Origin of the sequence: Halomonas stenophila (assembly GCF_014192275.1) — a bacterium.
Taxonomy (GTDB): domain Bacteria; phylum Pseudomonadota; class Gammaproteobacteria; order Pseudomonadales; family Halomonadaceae; genus Halomonas; species Halomonas stenophila.
This window is the reverse complement of the sequence record NZ_JACHXR010000002.1, coordinates 151,397-165,412: the sequence shown is the minus strand read 5'-3', so window position 1 is coordinate 165,412 and position 14,016 is coordinate 151,397. Positions and strand designations below refer to the sequence as shown.

Here is a 14,016-nt window from a genome sequence, read left to right as displayed (position 1 = left end):
CTTCTGGTGCCCGACAAGCGGCCATCACGGGAATCGGGGTCCGTCCCCGACATCCACGTCATCAAGTGGCCCCATCGGTGTCGATATCGCAATCCCAAGGCGCGACATCGCCGCCGAGCCGTTCAACCAGGAAGTCGATCATCGCCCGCAGCAGCAGCGGCTGGTAGCGGCGCGATAGATACACCGCGTGAATAGCCAGCGGCTCCGGCTCCCAAGTCGGCACCACGGGCACCAGCCGGCCTTGGCGTAAGTCATCGGCAACGAAATAGGTCGGCAGCATCGCAACCCCCGCGCCGGCCAGCGCCGCCACGCGCACGACGCCCGTCTCGTTGCTGGATAGTCTCCCTCTCACCGGCGCGGTCACGCTGCGGCCCTCCCGATAAAGGCGGATCTCGCTGCGGCTCACATAAGCGTGTGTCACGCAGGTGTGCCCGGCCAGCTCCTCGGGCGTTTGCGGCACGCCGTTCCGCTCCACATAGCCGGGCGACGCACACAGTACCGAGCGACAAGAACAGAGCCGTCGTGCCACCAGCGACTCATCGAGCTGATTGGTGATGCGCACCGCCAGGTCCACCCGCTCCTCCACCAGGTTGACGGCCCGCTCCAGCACCAGCAGCTCGACCTGCGCCTGTGGATGACCGGCGAGGAATTCCGCCACCGCCTCGGCAAGCCAGGCCTGAGCGAACGACTGGCTGGTGGCGATACGCAGCCGGCCGCGGGGCTCGACACTGCGCACACCGGCGGCAGTCTGTACCTCATCCGCCAGATCCAGCATCTGGCGGCAGCGCGACAGTGCCTCGTGACCGGCGTCGGTCAGCGCGATGCGGCGCGTCGTGCGGTGCAGCAGCCGCGCGCCCAGCCAGCGCTCCAGGCTTTCCAGATAGCGGCTGGCCATCGCCCGCGACATGTCCAAGGCATCGGCGGCCGCGGTCACGCTGCCGCGCTCGGTCACCGCGACGAACACCTGCATGGCGGTAAAACGGTCCATCTATTCGCTCGATCTGGTTGACAAACTATCGATCAGAATAGCGTATATCCAACCACTGCGAACCAATATCCTGTGCACAACCACCCACCTGTTGACTCACCTCCCCAGGATAAGCGCGATGAAACAACTCCTCTCCCCAGTCCGCTGGTTCGCCCTCGCCACTGCGACGCTGGGCCTTGCATCCGCCAACGCCGACACGCAGACCGAAGCGAACGTAGCGGCACCACTGACGCTCCAGGTCTACAACGCCGATGCCGGCAGCTTTCACGTCAATGCCGTGCTGGTGTCCGGCGAGAGCGACGCCGTGCTGCTGGATACCGGCTTTACTCGCGCCGACGCACTGCGCATCGCGGCCATGGTGCTGGATAGCGGTAAAGAGCTGAAAACGATCTACATCAGCCAGGCCGACCCCGACTTCTACTTCGGTATCGACGTCCTCAAGCAGCTTTTCCCCGACGCGGAGGTGGTAGCCACCGAGCCGACGGTGGAGAAGATCGAGGCCACGCTGCCGACCAAGCTGGAAATCTGGGGCCCGCGGCTGGGCGCCAATGCCCCGCAGCAGGTGCCACTGCCCGAGGTGCTGTCCGGCACAACCATCCCGCTGGAAGGCCAGACCCTGGAAATCCGCGGCCTGGACGACAGCCTGCCGCACCGGAGCTATGTGTGGATCCCGTCCATCGGGGCAGTAGCCGGCGGCGTGAACGTATACGCCGGACTGCATGCCTGGACCGCCGATGCCCAGACGGCGGCAGAGCGCGCGGCCTGGGTGGAGAAACTGGACGACATCGCCGCACTGAATCCGACCACCGTGGTACCGGGCCATTCCTTGCCTGACCTGCCGCAGGACGCTTCGCAGTTGGCCTATACCCAGGAGTATCTGCAGCGTTTCGAGACGGAACTGGCCAAGGCCGATGACAGCGCGGCGCTGATCGAGGCGATGCAGGACGCCTACCCGCAGGCGGGCCTCGGCATCGCGCTGGAGATCGGCGCCAAGGTCAACACGGGCGAGATGCAATGGTGAATGACCACACCCCCCCTTCCCGCCCCGGTAGCTCCGGGGCGGTAACCCTGCACTACATTCTCGATCCGCTGTGCGGTTGGTGCTACGCCGTCGCACCGCTGATCCAGGCGGCGCATGAATTGCTGCCGATACAGCTACACGCCGGCGGCATGATGGCCGGCCCCAACCGTCGTCCCGTGACGCCGCAGTTGCGCCAGATGGTGGAACAGCACGACCGGCGGATCGCACGGCTCAGCGGCCAACCGTTTGGAGAAGCCTATCGCGACGGTCTGCTCTGCGACCAAAGCGCGGTGTTCGATTCCGAACCACCGATCATCGCCATACTGGCGGCCGATGAGTGTGCCGGTCGCGGGCTGGATCTGCTGGCACGCATGCAGACGGCCCACTACGTCGAAGGGCGGCGCATCTCCGACCCAACGGTGCTACACGCCTTGGCGTTGGATATCGGGCTAGACGGATTCGCCTTCGACGCGGCCTACGCCACACAGCAGGGCGAGCCGACCAGGGCGCATATCCGCGCCAGCCGGGAACGGCTGGCCCGCGTGGATGGGGCGGGGTTTCCGACACTGGTACTCGAACGCGAAGGCCGCTACGAGGTCATGGACATCATGGGGTATCTCGGCCAGCCGTCGGCCTGGTTGAGCCGTCTCGCAGAAGTATCACGCAGCGACTCATGATTCCAACTCCGCGTGGAGCCGCTTGAGCCAGAACACCGCCCAGGCCCGCCCCGAGGGGTGGAGCCCGGAGAGCGCGACCGAGATAGCACGGCTGGGCGATCCCCTCGAGCTCATCGAGGGACATGTGAAGTTCCGGCTAACCAATGGGCGACCCCGGCCTCACTCGGAAGCCCTTTCTCCGCGACTCTCGCCCTCAGATGGCGGACGCACGCGTGGCTTGTCGCCCTTGGCGATGTCGTGCTGGCTGAGCACCACCACCTCTCGCGGCCACCACTCGGGATGGTTATCGCGAATGAAGGCTATCAGCTTCTCGCGGATGTTCATCTCCGCTATCCAGCCGGCGAAGGGATCGGAAGCCATGAGGTAACAGGAGATGGTCTGCGCCCTCTCGGTCTGCCCCGTCACGTAGCACGCCAGCTTGTGATGCTCGACGACGTTGTCCTCCTCCTCGGCATACTCCAGGAATTTCTCCCTGATGACCTGGGTGTCGGCACTGAGATGGACGGTCAATTCCAGCGTCCGGTACATCTTGGCGCTCTTGACGGAGAGATTCTCGAAGGGATGGGAGACGAAGTACATCACCGGCACGATCAGGCGCCGCTCGTCCCAGCTCCTCAACCGGATGAAGGTGTAGAAGATGCCTTCCACATAGCACCACTGCCCCTCGAACATCACCAGGTCGCCGATACGTATGGGCTTCGCCAGCGACAGCTGGAAGGAAGAGAGGATATTCCCCAGCACCGCCTGACCCGCGATACCCACCAGCACCGCCAGCACGCTGGCTGACGCCAGCAGGGACAACCCCAGCGTCTCGAACAGCTGGATCTGGCTCAGCACATAGACGGAAACCGCCGTCACCACGATCAGGATGATGATCCGGCGCAGCGCGTAGAGCGTGGTGAGCAGCTTGCGCTCGTCCTTGGGCTTGGTGTCGTCGATCTCCCCCACGATGCGCCGCGTCACCTTGAGCAGGATGGTATCGACCAGGCGCAGCGCAATCGTGCCCACCCCCCAGGCAATCAGAAGCATCAACAGGACGCGGATGAAGGTGGTCGCCACGGCGGTAAAGGAGACCACATAGTCGAGCAGAACCTGGGCCGTGAACGCCATGACCAGCAGTGCCATGGGGATCCCGATCCTGCCGGCGAAGATGCTCGGCCAGCCGGAAGGGAACCAGCGCGCCAGCAGCCCAACCAGACCGTGGACGCCCCACCCCACCAGGCCGATGGTCAGCAGGAACAGCGGAATGGCGATCCACTCCCAGACCTCGAGCCAACCTAGCGAGGTTTTGAAGCGATCCGGGATGTACTCCTCCAGTAGCGAGGGTCCGTAAGCCTCGTAGAGTGTGGGGATGGTCGCCACGCTGTCCGGGGTAACCAGCCAGACCGGCTCCTCCTCGTCCACCCGATAACGGCCCAGGCGAATGTCGTAGGCTTCGCCATCGAGCGTGAGCGACGCCAGCTCGATGTCCCGGCGCGGCTTGCCGGTCAAGGGATGCTGCCCCGACGGGTCCTCGATGGCGGCATCCTGGCGCCCGGAAAGATTGGAAACGTTGAGCCACTCGCCACGCCGCAGCACCTCGGCCAGTTGCCTGGCCAACTCAGGCCCCTGCCGCTGCCGCTCCTCCTCGTCCAGCTCGGCAAGGTTGAGTACGTGAGCGGCGGCAGTGAAGTTCTGCTCCTCGGCAAGCGCCTGAAAGCTACGGATCGACTCGCGCGGCGTCAGTCGCTTGACGTCCCCGGGCACCTCGCCCAGCCCAGCATTGAGAGCATCGACCGAAAACCACTGCTCACTCTCCTCGCTCTCTTCCTCCTGCGCTTGCGCCATGCACAGGCCGGAAAAGAGCAACGCCACCGCCAACGTCAGCGGTAGCAGCCACGAGCCGTTTGCTTTCATATACCTCGTTCCTATCGATGCAAAGCCGCTGTCGATTCCTTCTGACAGCGCCGTTCAGACCTGGCAAATCAACGCCAGGTACCAGGCTACCCGGATCAGGGGCAGGTCGAAGTACAGCTTACCGGCTACCGCTTCGTCCAGTCCGGTGAGGCGCCTGGTCTCCACGCTGAAGCGGTCGATGACGTCTCACATCGCGAGTACGACTTCACCGAACTCGGCCACTCCTTCCTCGAACCGATGCAAGCCCTGGTGACCTGGGCCGACACCCACCACCGCACCATCGCCGCGTCGCGGAGGCGTTATCGAGCTCAAGAGAGAGTCATTTGACCGCCCGCTGCCAGGCACGTCGGGCCTCGTGGCCGAGGCCCCTGGGCAGGACGAGACGGGTAGCCCCGAGGTAGGCAAGAAACTCACGGGCGGTCTGCTGAAGGGCCTCGGGCAGGCCCTCGGGAAGCCTGGCCGGATGGATGTCGGGCTCCCAGTGCCAGGCGAGGAGGGTCACGGTGCCCTGCTGGCACTTGGCGTCGAAACGAGCAACGAAACGCTCGCCCCACAGCACCGGCAACACATAGTACCCCCAGCGACGCTGGGCCTGGGGCTTGTAGACCTCCCAGACGTAATCGAAGGCGAAGAGCCGGGCGACACCGCCGCGGTCCCACATCAGCGGATCCAGCGGGGCGAGAAAGCGCATTCCCCGTTGCCCGTCGTCGGGCGCGTCGAGCCCCTCCTCCAGTACCGAGAGGGCCTCGGGCGTCGTCCAGTAGGTCATGCCTTCCACGTCGAGTTCGATCAACTCTCCCCTGGCGATGGCTCGTGCGGCGATGCGATCCCGCTCCGCACGCGGGCAAGGCAGCGACCAGACGGCGCCATCGGCGGAGGGGCGCAGCAGGCCGGCGGCCTGCACGCGCCGAACCACCAGCCGTTGCAGGGCCTCGTCGTCCGCGGCGTCCGTCTCGCTCGCCCCTCTGGGCAGCACGCGCTCGGGCAGGTCGTAGGCATGACGACCGCCCACGCGATGGTGCGTCATCAGGCGTCCGGCGTCCCATAGCGCCTTGAGCAGATGGCGCGAGCGCTTGGGTCCGTACCAGCTGCCGCGCAAGGCGGGGTCCGCCCGCTGGTCGCCGAGCTCGAGGCTGGTGGCGGCGCCATGGCGTTCGACCTGATCGACCAAGGCGAGGGCCTCCGGGGACTCGACGTCCACGCCATGCTGCCGCCAGCGCCGTTCGAACCAGCGATGGAACGGCGCCTGGGCCCACCACTCCTCGGGCTGAATCAGGCTGGCCTGCTTGTCCCAGCCATCGACCAGCAGTCGCTGACCATAGGCCGCATGCAGCCAGTCACCCCGCCGGTAGCCGGGTACCCGGGCCTGCAGCACCAGGTCCGGGTTGGTACCGACCGGCGCCAGGGGATCGAACTGGATGGTGCCCAGGCGGTGGATGGCGCTCGCCAGCGACGCCGGCCGGAAGTGATAGCGCACCAGCAGCCGGCGGGCATCGGCGCGCGTCAGAGTGAAGCGTTGTTGGGCGGTCATCGGCGATCCTTGTCTCGAGGCCTACCCCATCTTAGGTGAACCGTTCTGTTGCGCTCGAGCCCCACGCACATCCGACCGGGCCGGCAACCAGCGACACGAGGAGGAATGAGGGTCTGTCACTCATTTCTCCTGGGCCGGACCCATATCTATCTGGCCGATGACGGCAGTGACACGGCCAAGGCATTCGCCACTCTGATCACGCCCGATCTACGCTCTATCGCGGAGACCAAGACACGGCCAGCCGCCGAAGCCGGCGTCAATCCTCGCCTTCCCGGCGCCGATAGACCGAGATCTGTTCATCGGCGAGCTCGAACCCCTCCATCACCTCCTCCGGCAGCGCCTCCCCGTTTCCCAACACGAGTAGGCCCCCTGGATGCAGGGTACGGTGGAGACGACGAGCGATATCGCACTGCAGCTCCCGGTCGAAGTAGGTAAACGCCAGGTAGCGGCAGGCAATCAGGTGGAAGCGCCGAGCGGGGAACTCCCCGCGAATGTCACGACGCTCCAGCTCGACGGACCGGCGGTATTCGCGCTTGAGGCAGTCGTGCGCGTCACGGTGCTCGAAGGCGGCGCCTTTCAGCGGCCGGGGCAGGTCCTTGAGGGCGCTGGCCGGGTAGCAGGCCAGCTCGGCGCGGGCGAGCTGGTGCGCCTCCACATCCGAGGCCAGGATCGTCAGGCCGAGCCCGGGGCAGCGCGGCTGGAGGCGCTCGCGCCAGAGGATGGAAAAGGTATAGGGCTCCTCCCCGGCGCCGCATCCCAGGCTCCACACCGTCAGGGCAGCGACGCCCTCCTCCCGGGCCCGCCGGGCCAGCTCCGGGAGGAAGCGACACTCGAGCAGTTCGAAGAACCGTCTGTCGCGCCAGAAGCGCGAGATGGTGATGGGCAGGCAGCCATCGAGCACCTGCCACTCCTGAGGCAGGGCCTCCAGGTACCGTCGATACTGGCCGACGTCCTCGATACCGAGCGCGTCCATGCGCCGCTGCACCTTCCGACATACCTGGCGCCGGACCTTGCGAAAGCCTCGCCAGCGCCTGTGGAGGCGCGGCAGGGCCCACTGGAGCAGGTCGACGCAGTCCCGGTCCTTCATGCCAAGGCTACAGCGGGCCTTGACCTTGCGCCCGCTGCCTCAGGGGGAATCTGTACGGTCAGAGTACGCCATGGGTGGTGACCTCACGCAACCCTGGCCAGCCACCAGCAAGCCAACGGCCTCACTCACACTCGATGGTTGGCAGAAATGAGTCTGTCCCTCCATTTCCCTTCGCCTGTGGCCACGGCGCTAAGCGCCGGCCAGGCGGAAGAGCGGCCAGAGCCCGAACCACAGCACATAGCCGAGTGACACCGCCATCAGGCCATCGATGCGTGCAGGCGAGCGTTCCGCACGCAGTCGGCAGATCAACCGCCACGCCAGCCACGCCGCATGGGGCACGACCACCCAGCCGATGCCGGCGAAGGCCCCCGCCCCCAGCCCCGCGAGTCCCCAGGCCACCGCGGTGGCGGCGGACAACAGCGTGCAGAGCAGCGCCACCCCAAGCGCCCCCCGCGGGCCCAGGCGCACCGCCAGGGTGCGCTTGCCCACGGCAGCATCGGCCTCGCGGTCGGGAATGCCCGACAGCGTGATGGACGGCAGGATCGCCAGCAGCAGTGGCAGGCTCAGTAACCAGGGCAAGGGGTCACGCCAGCTGCCGCCGAGGAACACGAAACCGCAGAGCATCACCCCGATGCTGTGGGTGAGGGCAACATCGATTTCTCCCAGGCCGCGATAGCTGAACATCAGGGGCGGGGCAGTGTAGCCGAGGGCGAGGACCGCCAGCGCCCCCAGCACGGCCAACGCCGGCAACGCCGCAGGCACCACACCCAGCAGCCACACCGTGGTGGCGCAGAAGCCCAGCAGAACCAGGACGATCCCCGCCTCGACCTCGCGCCGACCGAGCCGGCCCTCCACCAGCACCCGCGAACCGCCGGTGAAGGTACTGAAGAAACGGTTGCGGCGGTCGCTGCCCAGGTCGACCACCTCGTTGACCAGCACCGTGGCCACTTCCAGCAGGAACAGGCCGAGATAACCGATCCAGAACGCCGGATTGCCAAACACGCGACCATCCGCCGCGGCAGCGAGCGCCCCGACCGCATAAGCCACCCAGGTCATGGGATAAAACTGCAGGCGCAGCGCACGCAGCCAGGCCCCGGCCTTGTCCGTGAGTCGCTCCGCGGGGGTGACCCGGCCGCGCGCCAGCTGCCGCCCCTGGCGGTAGGCGCGTGCCAGCCAGGCCCGGCGGCGGGGGGCATCGGCCGACCTGACCGAACCGAACGCCAGGGCACGCACCGGACGAATGCCGCAGAAGCCCAGGGTCGCCCGCGCCATGGCGTGGCGACCCGGCTGGCGGTAGAGCAGCCGATGGATCAGCGGCGGGGTGTCCATGGTGGTGATGATCTGGGCCGAGCGACCACCCAGCAGCCCTTGGTAACCGATGCCGCCCTCGCAGGTACGGAACGCGAAGCCCGGCGCCAGGAGACGATCGAGGAACCCCTTGAGCAGCGCGGGCATCGTGCCCCACCAGGTGGGATAGACGAACACCAGGTGATCCGCCCACAGGATCAGTTCCCGCGCCCGGCACAGGTCCGCCTCGAGCGGCTGGTCGTTGGGCGAGGGCAGGTGTACGTGCAGGTCGAAGTCGAGGCTCGCGAGGTCGAGTCGGCACAGCTGCACACCGGCCGCTCGGGCCCCCTCGGCGAAGGCGTCCGCCAGGGCGCCGCACAGGCTGTCGGCACGGGGGTGGCCGAGGATCACCAACACCTTCACGGGGCGCGCCCCCCGCCCCCGCCGGCCCTCCCCTGCCGGACGGCAAGAGGACATGCTAGGGTCAAGTGAGGCCGCACCACGGCGGCATCGCCCGGCCTGCGGTCAGTGCATGAAGTGTCCCCCCAGGTGAAATGCATCCCGAATCCTGTCGTCGAAGGGGGCGGCGAAAGCGAGGCGCCCCAATGCCTGTTATCGAACACGAGGCCGAGATTGCGGCCCACCGTGACGCGGTGTTCGCCCTGGTGAGCCAGGTCGAAAGGTTTGCCGACTACAGCGAGGTCATAGACACCATAGAATGCCTCAGCGACGGTCGCTACCGCTGGCGAGTGCGCGTCGCCGGCCTGCGGCTGACGTTCGACATCGCGATCACCGCGTTCGAGCCACCCGAGCGCTTCGCCTGGCGCTCGGTGGGTGGCGTGCCCAATCGCGGCGAATATCGGCTGATGCCCACCGCCAACGGCACCCGCATTCATCTCTGGCTGGAGTACCACCTGGCCAACCGTCTGGCCGAGAAGACGGTGCGCCAGGCCGCCGGGCCTCTGCTGCAACGGCTGAGCCGCGACATCATCGACCGGATGGAGGCAGAGCTCGCCGCCCCCACCGACGACGTGCCGGCCAAGACGCGGCGATGAAGGCGAGTTAGCAGTGCAGGATGCCTACCCGCAAGCGGGCCTGGGCATCGCGCTGGAGATCGGCGCCAAGGTCAACACGGGCGAGATGCAGTGGTGAGCGCCCCGCAACCGACCCGAGTCCGCAGGCACGACCAGACCAATCCTTCCCGCCCCGGCAACGCCGGGGCACAGCCAACTACGTAGAGGCGCACCTCGCCTCCGCATCAGGCGTCGCGGAAGACTCTCTTGAAGAGGGCCGTCCCGGGCCAACGGCCGGGGGCGCGACCCGCGAGGGTCAGTGCGACGCCCACGCCGATCAGCGTCGCCGAGGCGAGGTCTCGAGCGCCCGCCGCCTCATCCAGGGTGACCACACCGAGGCCCAGGGTCACCAGCGGAATCAGGGCCGGGAGAGTCGCGCCCACGACTGGCCCGAGCAACTCGCTGGAGCGATTGAAGGCGAAAACCGCGACGACGCTGACGAGCACGCCCTGGAATAGCGCCTGCATCACGATATCGAGAACCGGGGCGACGGGCAGTTGCGTGGGAAGGGCCGCGACGTAGACCGGCAGGTAGAGGATGGCGGAGCCCACGGCGACGATGGCGGTCGCGTGAAGGGCCGGGATGCCGGCCCTGCGGACGACCAGCGCGTACCCCGCCCACATCATTCCAGTGAAGATCAGGATCAGATGGCCGACCGACGCCGTCTGCGCACCCAGCAGACCCGCGAAGAACGACGCCCCGACCAGGATCGCCACGACCCCGACGATCCGTGCAGGACCGATCCTGTCGCCGAAGAGCCTCCAGCCCAGCAGCACGGAGACGACCGCCATCACCCCGGGATTGAGGGAGCCGGCTGCCGATGCCGGCGCGGTCCCCAGGCCGAGCGAGATGAGCAGGATATACGGCGCCCCGAAGCCGGCCACCATGGCCAGGAGCCCCCTTGCGCCCAGCCGGTCCAGGGCAAAGCCGCGCCGGCAGATGACAGGCGCCAGGACCAACGCAGCGACACCGATGCGAAGCGCGGTCAGGTCATAGGCATTCAGGCTCGTCGTCACGCCGAGCCGCAGCATGACCAGTGACCCGGACCAGATGGCGATGGCGCTCGCGGCCCAGACAAGACCGAGCACGCGCTCTTTCGGTAACGGTGACATTGCCACTCCTCTCGGCTTCGTTTCCGGTAGGAGCGTAGGCTTTGACCAATGTTGAGGAAAACGATATGTTTTCATTCAATGGATCAGGAAATCTCAACCAACCGGCCGAGCGGCGATCCGCATCCCGCCACCCGGACGCTCAATCTAGACGCCGCCCGAACCTTCGTTGCGATTTGCGAAACTGGGAGTTTTCGGCGCGCCGCGGCGCGCGTGAACCGCTCGCCCTCGGCGGTCAGTCTGCAAGTCGGCAAGCTGGAAGAGCAGCTCGGCGTCCGGCTGCTGCATCGCGATGCGCGCCGCGTCCGCCTGACCGACCAGGGAGAAGTGCTGCTCGGCTTCGCGCGGCGTCTCGTCGGGATCAGCGACGAGGCGATGGCGGTGTTCCACGGCTCACCGTTGTCCGGGAGCTTGCGCCTCGCCGCCCCCCATGACCTCGGTGTTTCTCTTGTGCCGGGGCTGCTCCGACGCCTGGCCGAAACGCATCCGCGGATTCGCGTGGACGTCCGGCTCGACTCCAGTGAAACGGTGCAACGTCTCTTCGTGGAGGGCGATGCCAATCTCGCCCTGTTCAACGAGGCAAGCACGCCGCAGATCCCGGCGCGGGATCTCTTTTCCGAAGAACTCCGCTGGTTGATGCGGGACGGCGGCCGTGCCGTAGAGCAAGACCCTCTGCCGCTTGCCGTGGCCCAGATGGGCTGTGCCTGGCGCGACGCCGCCCTCCGCGCACTGGAGGGAGCCGGGCGGTCCTACCGGGTTGCCTATTCCAGCGACACCTCGATGGGCCAGGTCGCGGCCCTGAGCGCGGACCTCGCAGTGGCGGCCCTGCCCGGATCGCTTGCCGACCGCGATCTCGTCGAAGTCCCGGAGCATTGGGGCCTGCCGCCGCTGGGCCGGACCCATATCTATCTGGCCGATGACGGCAGTGACACGGCCAAGGCGTTCGCCACTCTGATCACGCCCGATCTACGCTCTATCGCGTAGACCAAGACACGGCCAGCCGCCGAAGCCGGCGTCAATCCTCGCCTTCCCGGCGCCGGTAGACCGGGATCTGTTCATCGGCGAGCTCGAACCCCTCCATCTCCTCCTCCGGCAGCGCCTCCCCGTTTCCCAACACGAGCAGGCCCCCGGGATGCAGGGCACGGTGGAGACGACGGGCGATGTCGCGCTGCAGCTCCCGATCGAAGTAGGTAAACGCCAGGTAGCGGCAGGCAATCAGGTGGAAGCGCCGAGCGGGAAACGCCCCGCGAATGTCACGACGCTCCAGCTCGACGGCCCGGCGATACTCGCGCTTGAGGCAGTCGTGCGCGTCACGGCGCTCGAAGGCGGCGCCTTTCAGCGGCGCGGGGAGGTCCTTGAGGGCGCTGGCCGGGTAGCAGGCCTGCTCGGCGCGGGCGAGCTGGTGCGCCTCGATATCCGAGGCCAGGATGGTCAGGCCGAGCCCGGGGAAGCGCGACTGGAGGCGCTCACGCCAGAGGATGGAAAAGGTATAGGGCTCCTCCCCGGCGCCGCATCCCAGGCTCCACAAGGTCAGGGCAGCGACGCCCTCCTCCCGGGCCCGCCGGGCCAGCTCCGGGAGGAAGCGACACTCGAGCAGTTCGAAGACCCGTCTGTCGCGCCAGAAGCGCGAGATGGTGATGGGCAGGCAGCCATCGAGCACCTGCCATTCCTGAGGCTGGGCCTCCAGGTACCGTCGATACTGGCCGACGTCCTCGATGCCAAGCGCGTCCATACGCTGCTGCACCTTCCGGCACACTTGGCGACGGACCTTGCGAAAGCCCCGCCAGCGCCTGTGGAGGCGCGGCAGGGCCCACTGGAGCAGGTCGACGCAGTCCCGATCCTTCATGCCAAGGCTACAGCGGGCCTTGACCTTGCGCCCGCTGCCTCAGGGGGAGTCTAAACGGTCAGAGTACGCCATGGGTGGTGATCTCACGCAACCCTGGCCAGCCACCGTCAGGCCAAGAGCCTCACTCCCACTCGATGGTTGGCAGAAATGAGGGTCTGTCCCTGACGGATCCCCAGGAAATGGGCAACAAAATCAGAAGGATATAATTGAAAAGGCCTGCATGGGCCGGCATGTTGTAAGTCGCCAAACACACAATATGCCGAAGGAGACCCATGCAGGCCCCTCGATTCTTGCATACTCTGCTGACGTCATCACTCCCCTCGATCCATGCCAAACGCCTGCAGGCACTACTCGACATGGTGGGGGCCTTGTTGGGTGAGCGCCGCCTGGGCCTGACCGCCCTGGGCCGCGCCTTGCCGGGACCGGTGGCGACCAAACACACCATCAAACGGGTCGATCGGTTGCTGGACAACCCTCACCTCCACCAGGAGCGGCCGCTGTTCTATTGGCTCGTGGCCACCCTGCTGATCGGCCACACGACGCGCCCGCTGATTCTGGTGGACTGGTCGCCGATCGATGATCGCGGCCAACAGTTCCTGCTACGCGCGACGGTGCCGTTCGCTGGGCGGTCATTGCCGATATTCGAAAAGGTCCACCACAAGGATGGCTGCCAACACTGTGAAGCGTACTTGCTCGCGGCCTTGGCCGAGATCCTGCCGGCCAAGGCAACGCCGATCCTGGTCACCGATGCGGGCTTCCGTAACCCGTGGTTCAAGGCGGTCGAAGCGCGAGGTTGGTACTACGTTGGCCGGGTTCGCAGCCCCACTCGCTGCCAGGTGCCTGGTGACGCATGGCGGCCAGTGACCGCCTTGTTTCAACAAGCGAGCTCGGTACCGCACGCGCTGGGTTCCGTCCAGATCGCTGAGAGCAACCCGCTGACCACCCGCATGGTGCTTTATCATCGGCCGCCGAAGGGGCGCAAACATCGCAATAAGCGAGGCCAGGTCTTTCAGGGTGGCCCCAGTCGGGCGATGGCCCAGCGCCAGAAGGAGCCCTGGGTGCTGGTCAGCAACCTGCCGGAGCGCTCCACGCTGGCGGATAAGCTGGTCGCTATCTACCGGCAGCGCATGCAGATTGAAGAAGGCTTCCGTGACATCAAGAGCCCCTTGCTTGGCCTGGGCTTCGGCATGCACCAATCTCGGCAGGGCAAGCGCATCGAGATCCTGCTGTTGATTGCCATGCTGGCGAACGTAGCCGTGATGGTGGCCGGTCTGCAGGTCCAGGCCAACGGGCAACAGCGGCGCTACCAGAGCAACAGTCTCCGGCACCGGAACGTGCTCTCCGTGTGGCGGTTGGGACTGGAGTGGCTTCGGCGTCATCAGCCGGGTGCCGTGCCCTGGCCCTCCTGGGAAATCCTCCGAGAGATCCTTCGCGAGGAGGTCAGGGAGCAGGCATTATGCGACGAATAGCACAGAACTCGTGGGGATCCGTCAGGGATTTT

The 14,016-nt window shown here is 66.6% G+C and carries 12 protein-coding genes; 5 read left to right on the top strand and 7 right to left on the bottom strand.

From position 1 onward, the window contains the following. Window positions 1–61 precede the first annotated feature (61 nt). Window positions 62–988, bottom strand: coding sequence for a LysR family transcriptional regulator (locus tag FHR97_RS04820; RefSeq protein ID WP_183382641.1), 927 nt, complete (start codon window positions 986–988; stop codon window positions 62–64). Window positions 989–1,106: 118 nt separating this feature from the next. Between FHR97_RS04820 and FHR97_RS04815 the strand changes: the two genes are divergently transcribed. Together FHR97_RS04815 and FHR97_RS04810 are read left to right on the top strand one after the other, a co-directional pair. After that, on the top strand, window positions 1,107–2,009 hold the full coding sequence (locus tag FHR97_RS04815) for an MBL fold metallo-hydrolase (RefSeq protein WP_183382640.1): 903 nt from the start codon (window positions 1,107–1,109) through the stop codon (window positions 2,007–2,009). Beyond that, entirely contained in the window at window positions 2,003–2,686 is a 684-nt protein-coding gene (locus FHR97_RS04810) for a DsbA family protein (RefSeq protein WP_183382639.1), read from the top strand. Before FHR97_RS04815 ends, FHR97_RS04810 begins: the two co-directional genes overlap by 7 nt. A gap of 159 nt (window positions 2,687–2,845) precedes the next feature. On the opposite strand, the gene FHR97_RS04805 is transcribed toward FHR97_RS04810, so the two are convergent. The 4 genes from FHR97_RS04805 to FHR97_RS04790 all read right to left on the bottom strand — a co-directional run bounded on the left by FHR97_RS04805 (window position 2,846) and on the right by FHR97_RS04790 (window position 8,910). Beyond that, entirely contained in the window at window positions 2,846–4,582 is a 1,737-nt protein-coding gene (locus FHR97_RS04805) for a mechanosensitive ion channel family protein (protein ID WP_183382638.1), read from the bottom strand. Between the two features lie 319 nt (window positions 4,583–4,901). Further along, window positions 4,902–6,113, bottom strand: coding sequence for a DNA glycosylase AlkZ-like family protein (locus tag FHR97_RS04800; protein WP_183382637.1), 1,212 nt, complete (start codon window positions 6,111–6,113; stop codon window positions 4,902–4,904). 256 nt (window positions 6,114–6,369) lie between these two features. Continuing rightward, window positions 6,370–7,200 carry a CheR family methyltransferase gene (locus tag FHR97_RS04795; protein ID WP_183382636.1) on the bottom strand — a complete coding sequence of 277 codons (831 nt, stop codon included), beginning with the start codon at window positions 7,198–7,200 and terminating at the stop codon, window positions 6,370–6,372. Between the two features lie 189 nt (window positions 7,201–7,389). Continuing rightward, a complete protein-coding gene (locus tag FHR97_RS04790) occupies window positions 7,390–8,910 on the bottom strand; it encodes an NAD(P)H-dependent oxidoreductase (protein WP_183382635.1) in 1,521 nt (506 codons plus the stop codon). 182 nt (window positions 8,911–9,092) lie between these two features. On the opposite strand from FHR97_RS04790, the gene FHR97_RS04785 reads away from it, so the two are divergent. Beyond that, window positions 9,093–9,542 (top strand): SRPBCC family protein, encoded by a 450-nt coding sequence (locus FHR97_RS04785; RefSeq protein ID WP_183382634.1) that lies wholly within the window; start codon window positions 9,093–9,095, stop codon window positions 9,540–9,542. A 203-nt stretch (window positions 9,543–9,745) separates the two neighbouring features. Here FHR97_RS04785 and FHR97_RS04780 read toward each other — a convergent pair whose 3' ends face one another. Next, complete coding sequence (locus FHR97_RS04780) at window positions 9,746–10,672, bottom strand: DMT family transporter (protein ID WP_183382633.1); 927 nt, start codon at window positions 10,670–10,672, stop codon at window positions 9,746–9,748. Window positions 10,673–10,750: 78 nt separating this feature from the next. On the opposite strand from FHR97_RS04780, the gene FHR97_RS04775 reads away from it, so the two are divergent. After that, a complete protein-coding gene (locus FHR97_RS04775; RefSeq protein ID WP_183382632.1) occupies window positions 10,751–11,653 on the top strand; it encodes a LysR family transcriptional regulator in 903 nt (300 codons plus the stop codon). Window positions 11,654–11,684: 31 nt separating this feature from the next. On the opposite strand, the gene FHR97_RS04770 is transcribed toward FHR97_RS04775, so the two are convergent. Continuing rightward, the gene (locus FHR97_RS04770; RefSeq protein WP_183382631.1) at window positions 11,685–12,515 is read right to left on the bottom strand and encodes a CheR family methyltransferase; all 831 of its coding nucleotides are present in this window, start codon (window positions 12,513–12,515) and stop codon (window positions 11,685–11,687) included. Between the two features lie 272 nt (window positions 12,516–12,787). Between FHR97_RS04770 and FHR97_RS04765 the strand changes: the two genes are divergently transcribed. Beyond that, window positions 12,788–13,984, top strand: a complete 1,197-nt coding sequence (locus FHR97_RS04765; protein ID WP_183382630.1) for an IS4 family transposase — start codon at window positions 12,788–12,790, stop codon at window positions 13,982–13,984. Window positions 13,985–14,016 lie beyond the last annotated feature (32 nt).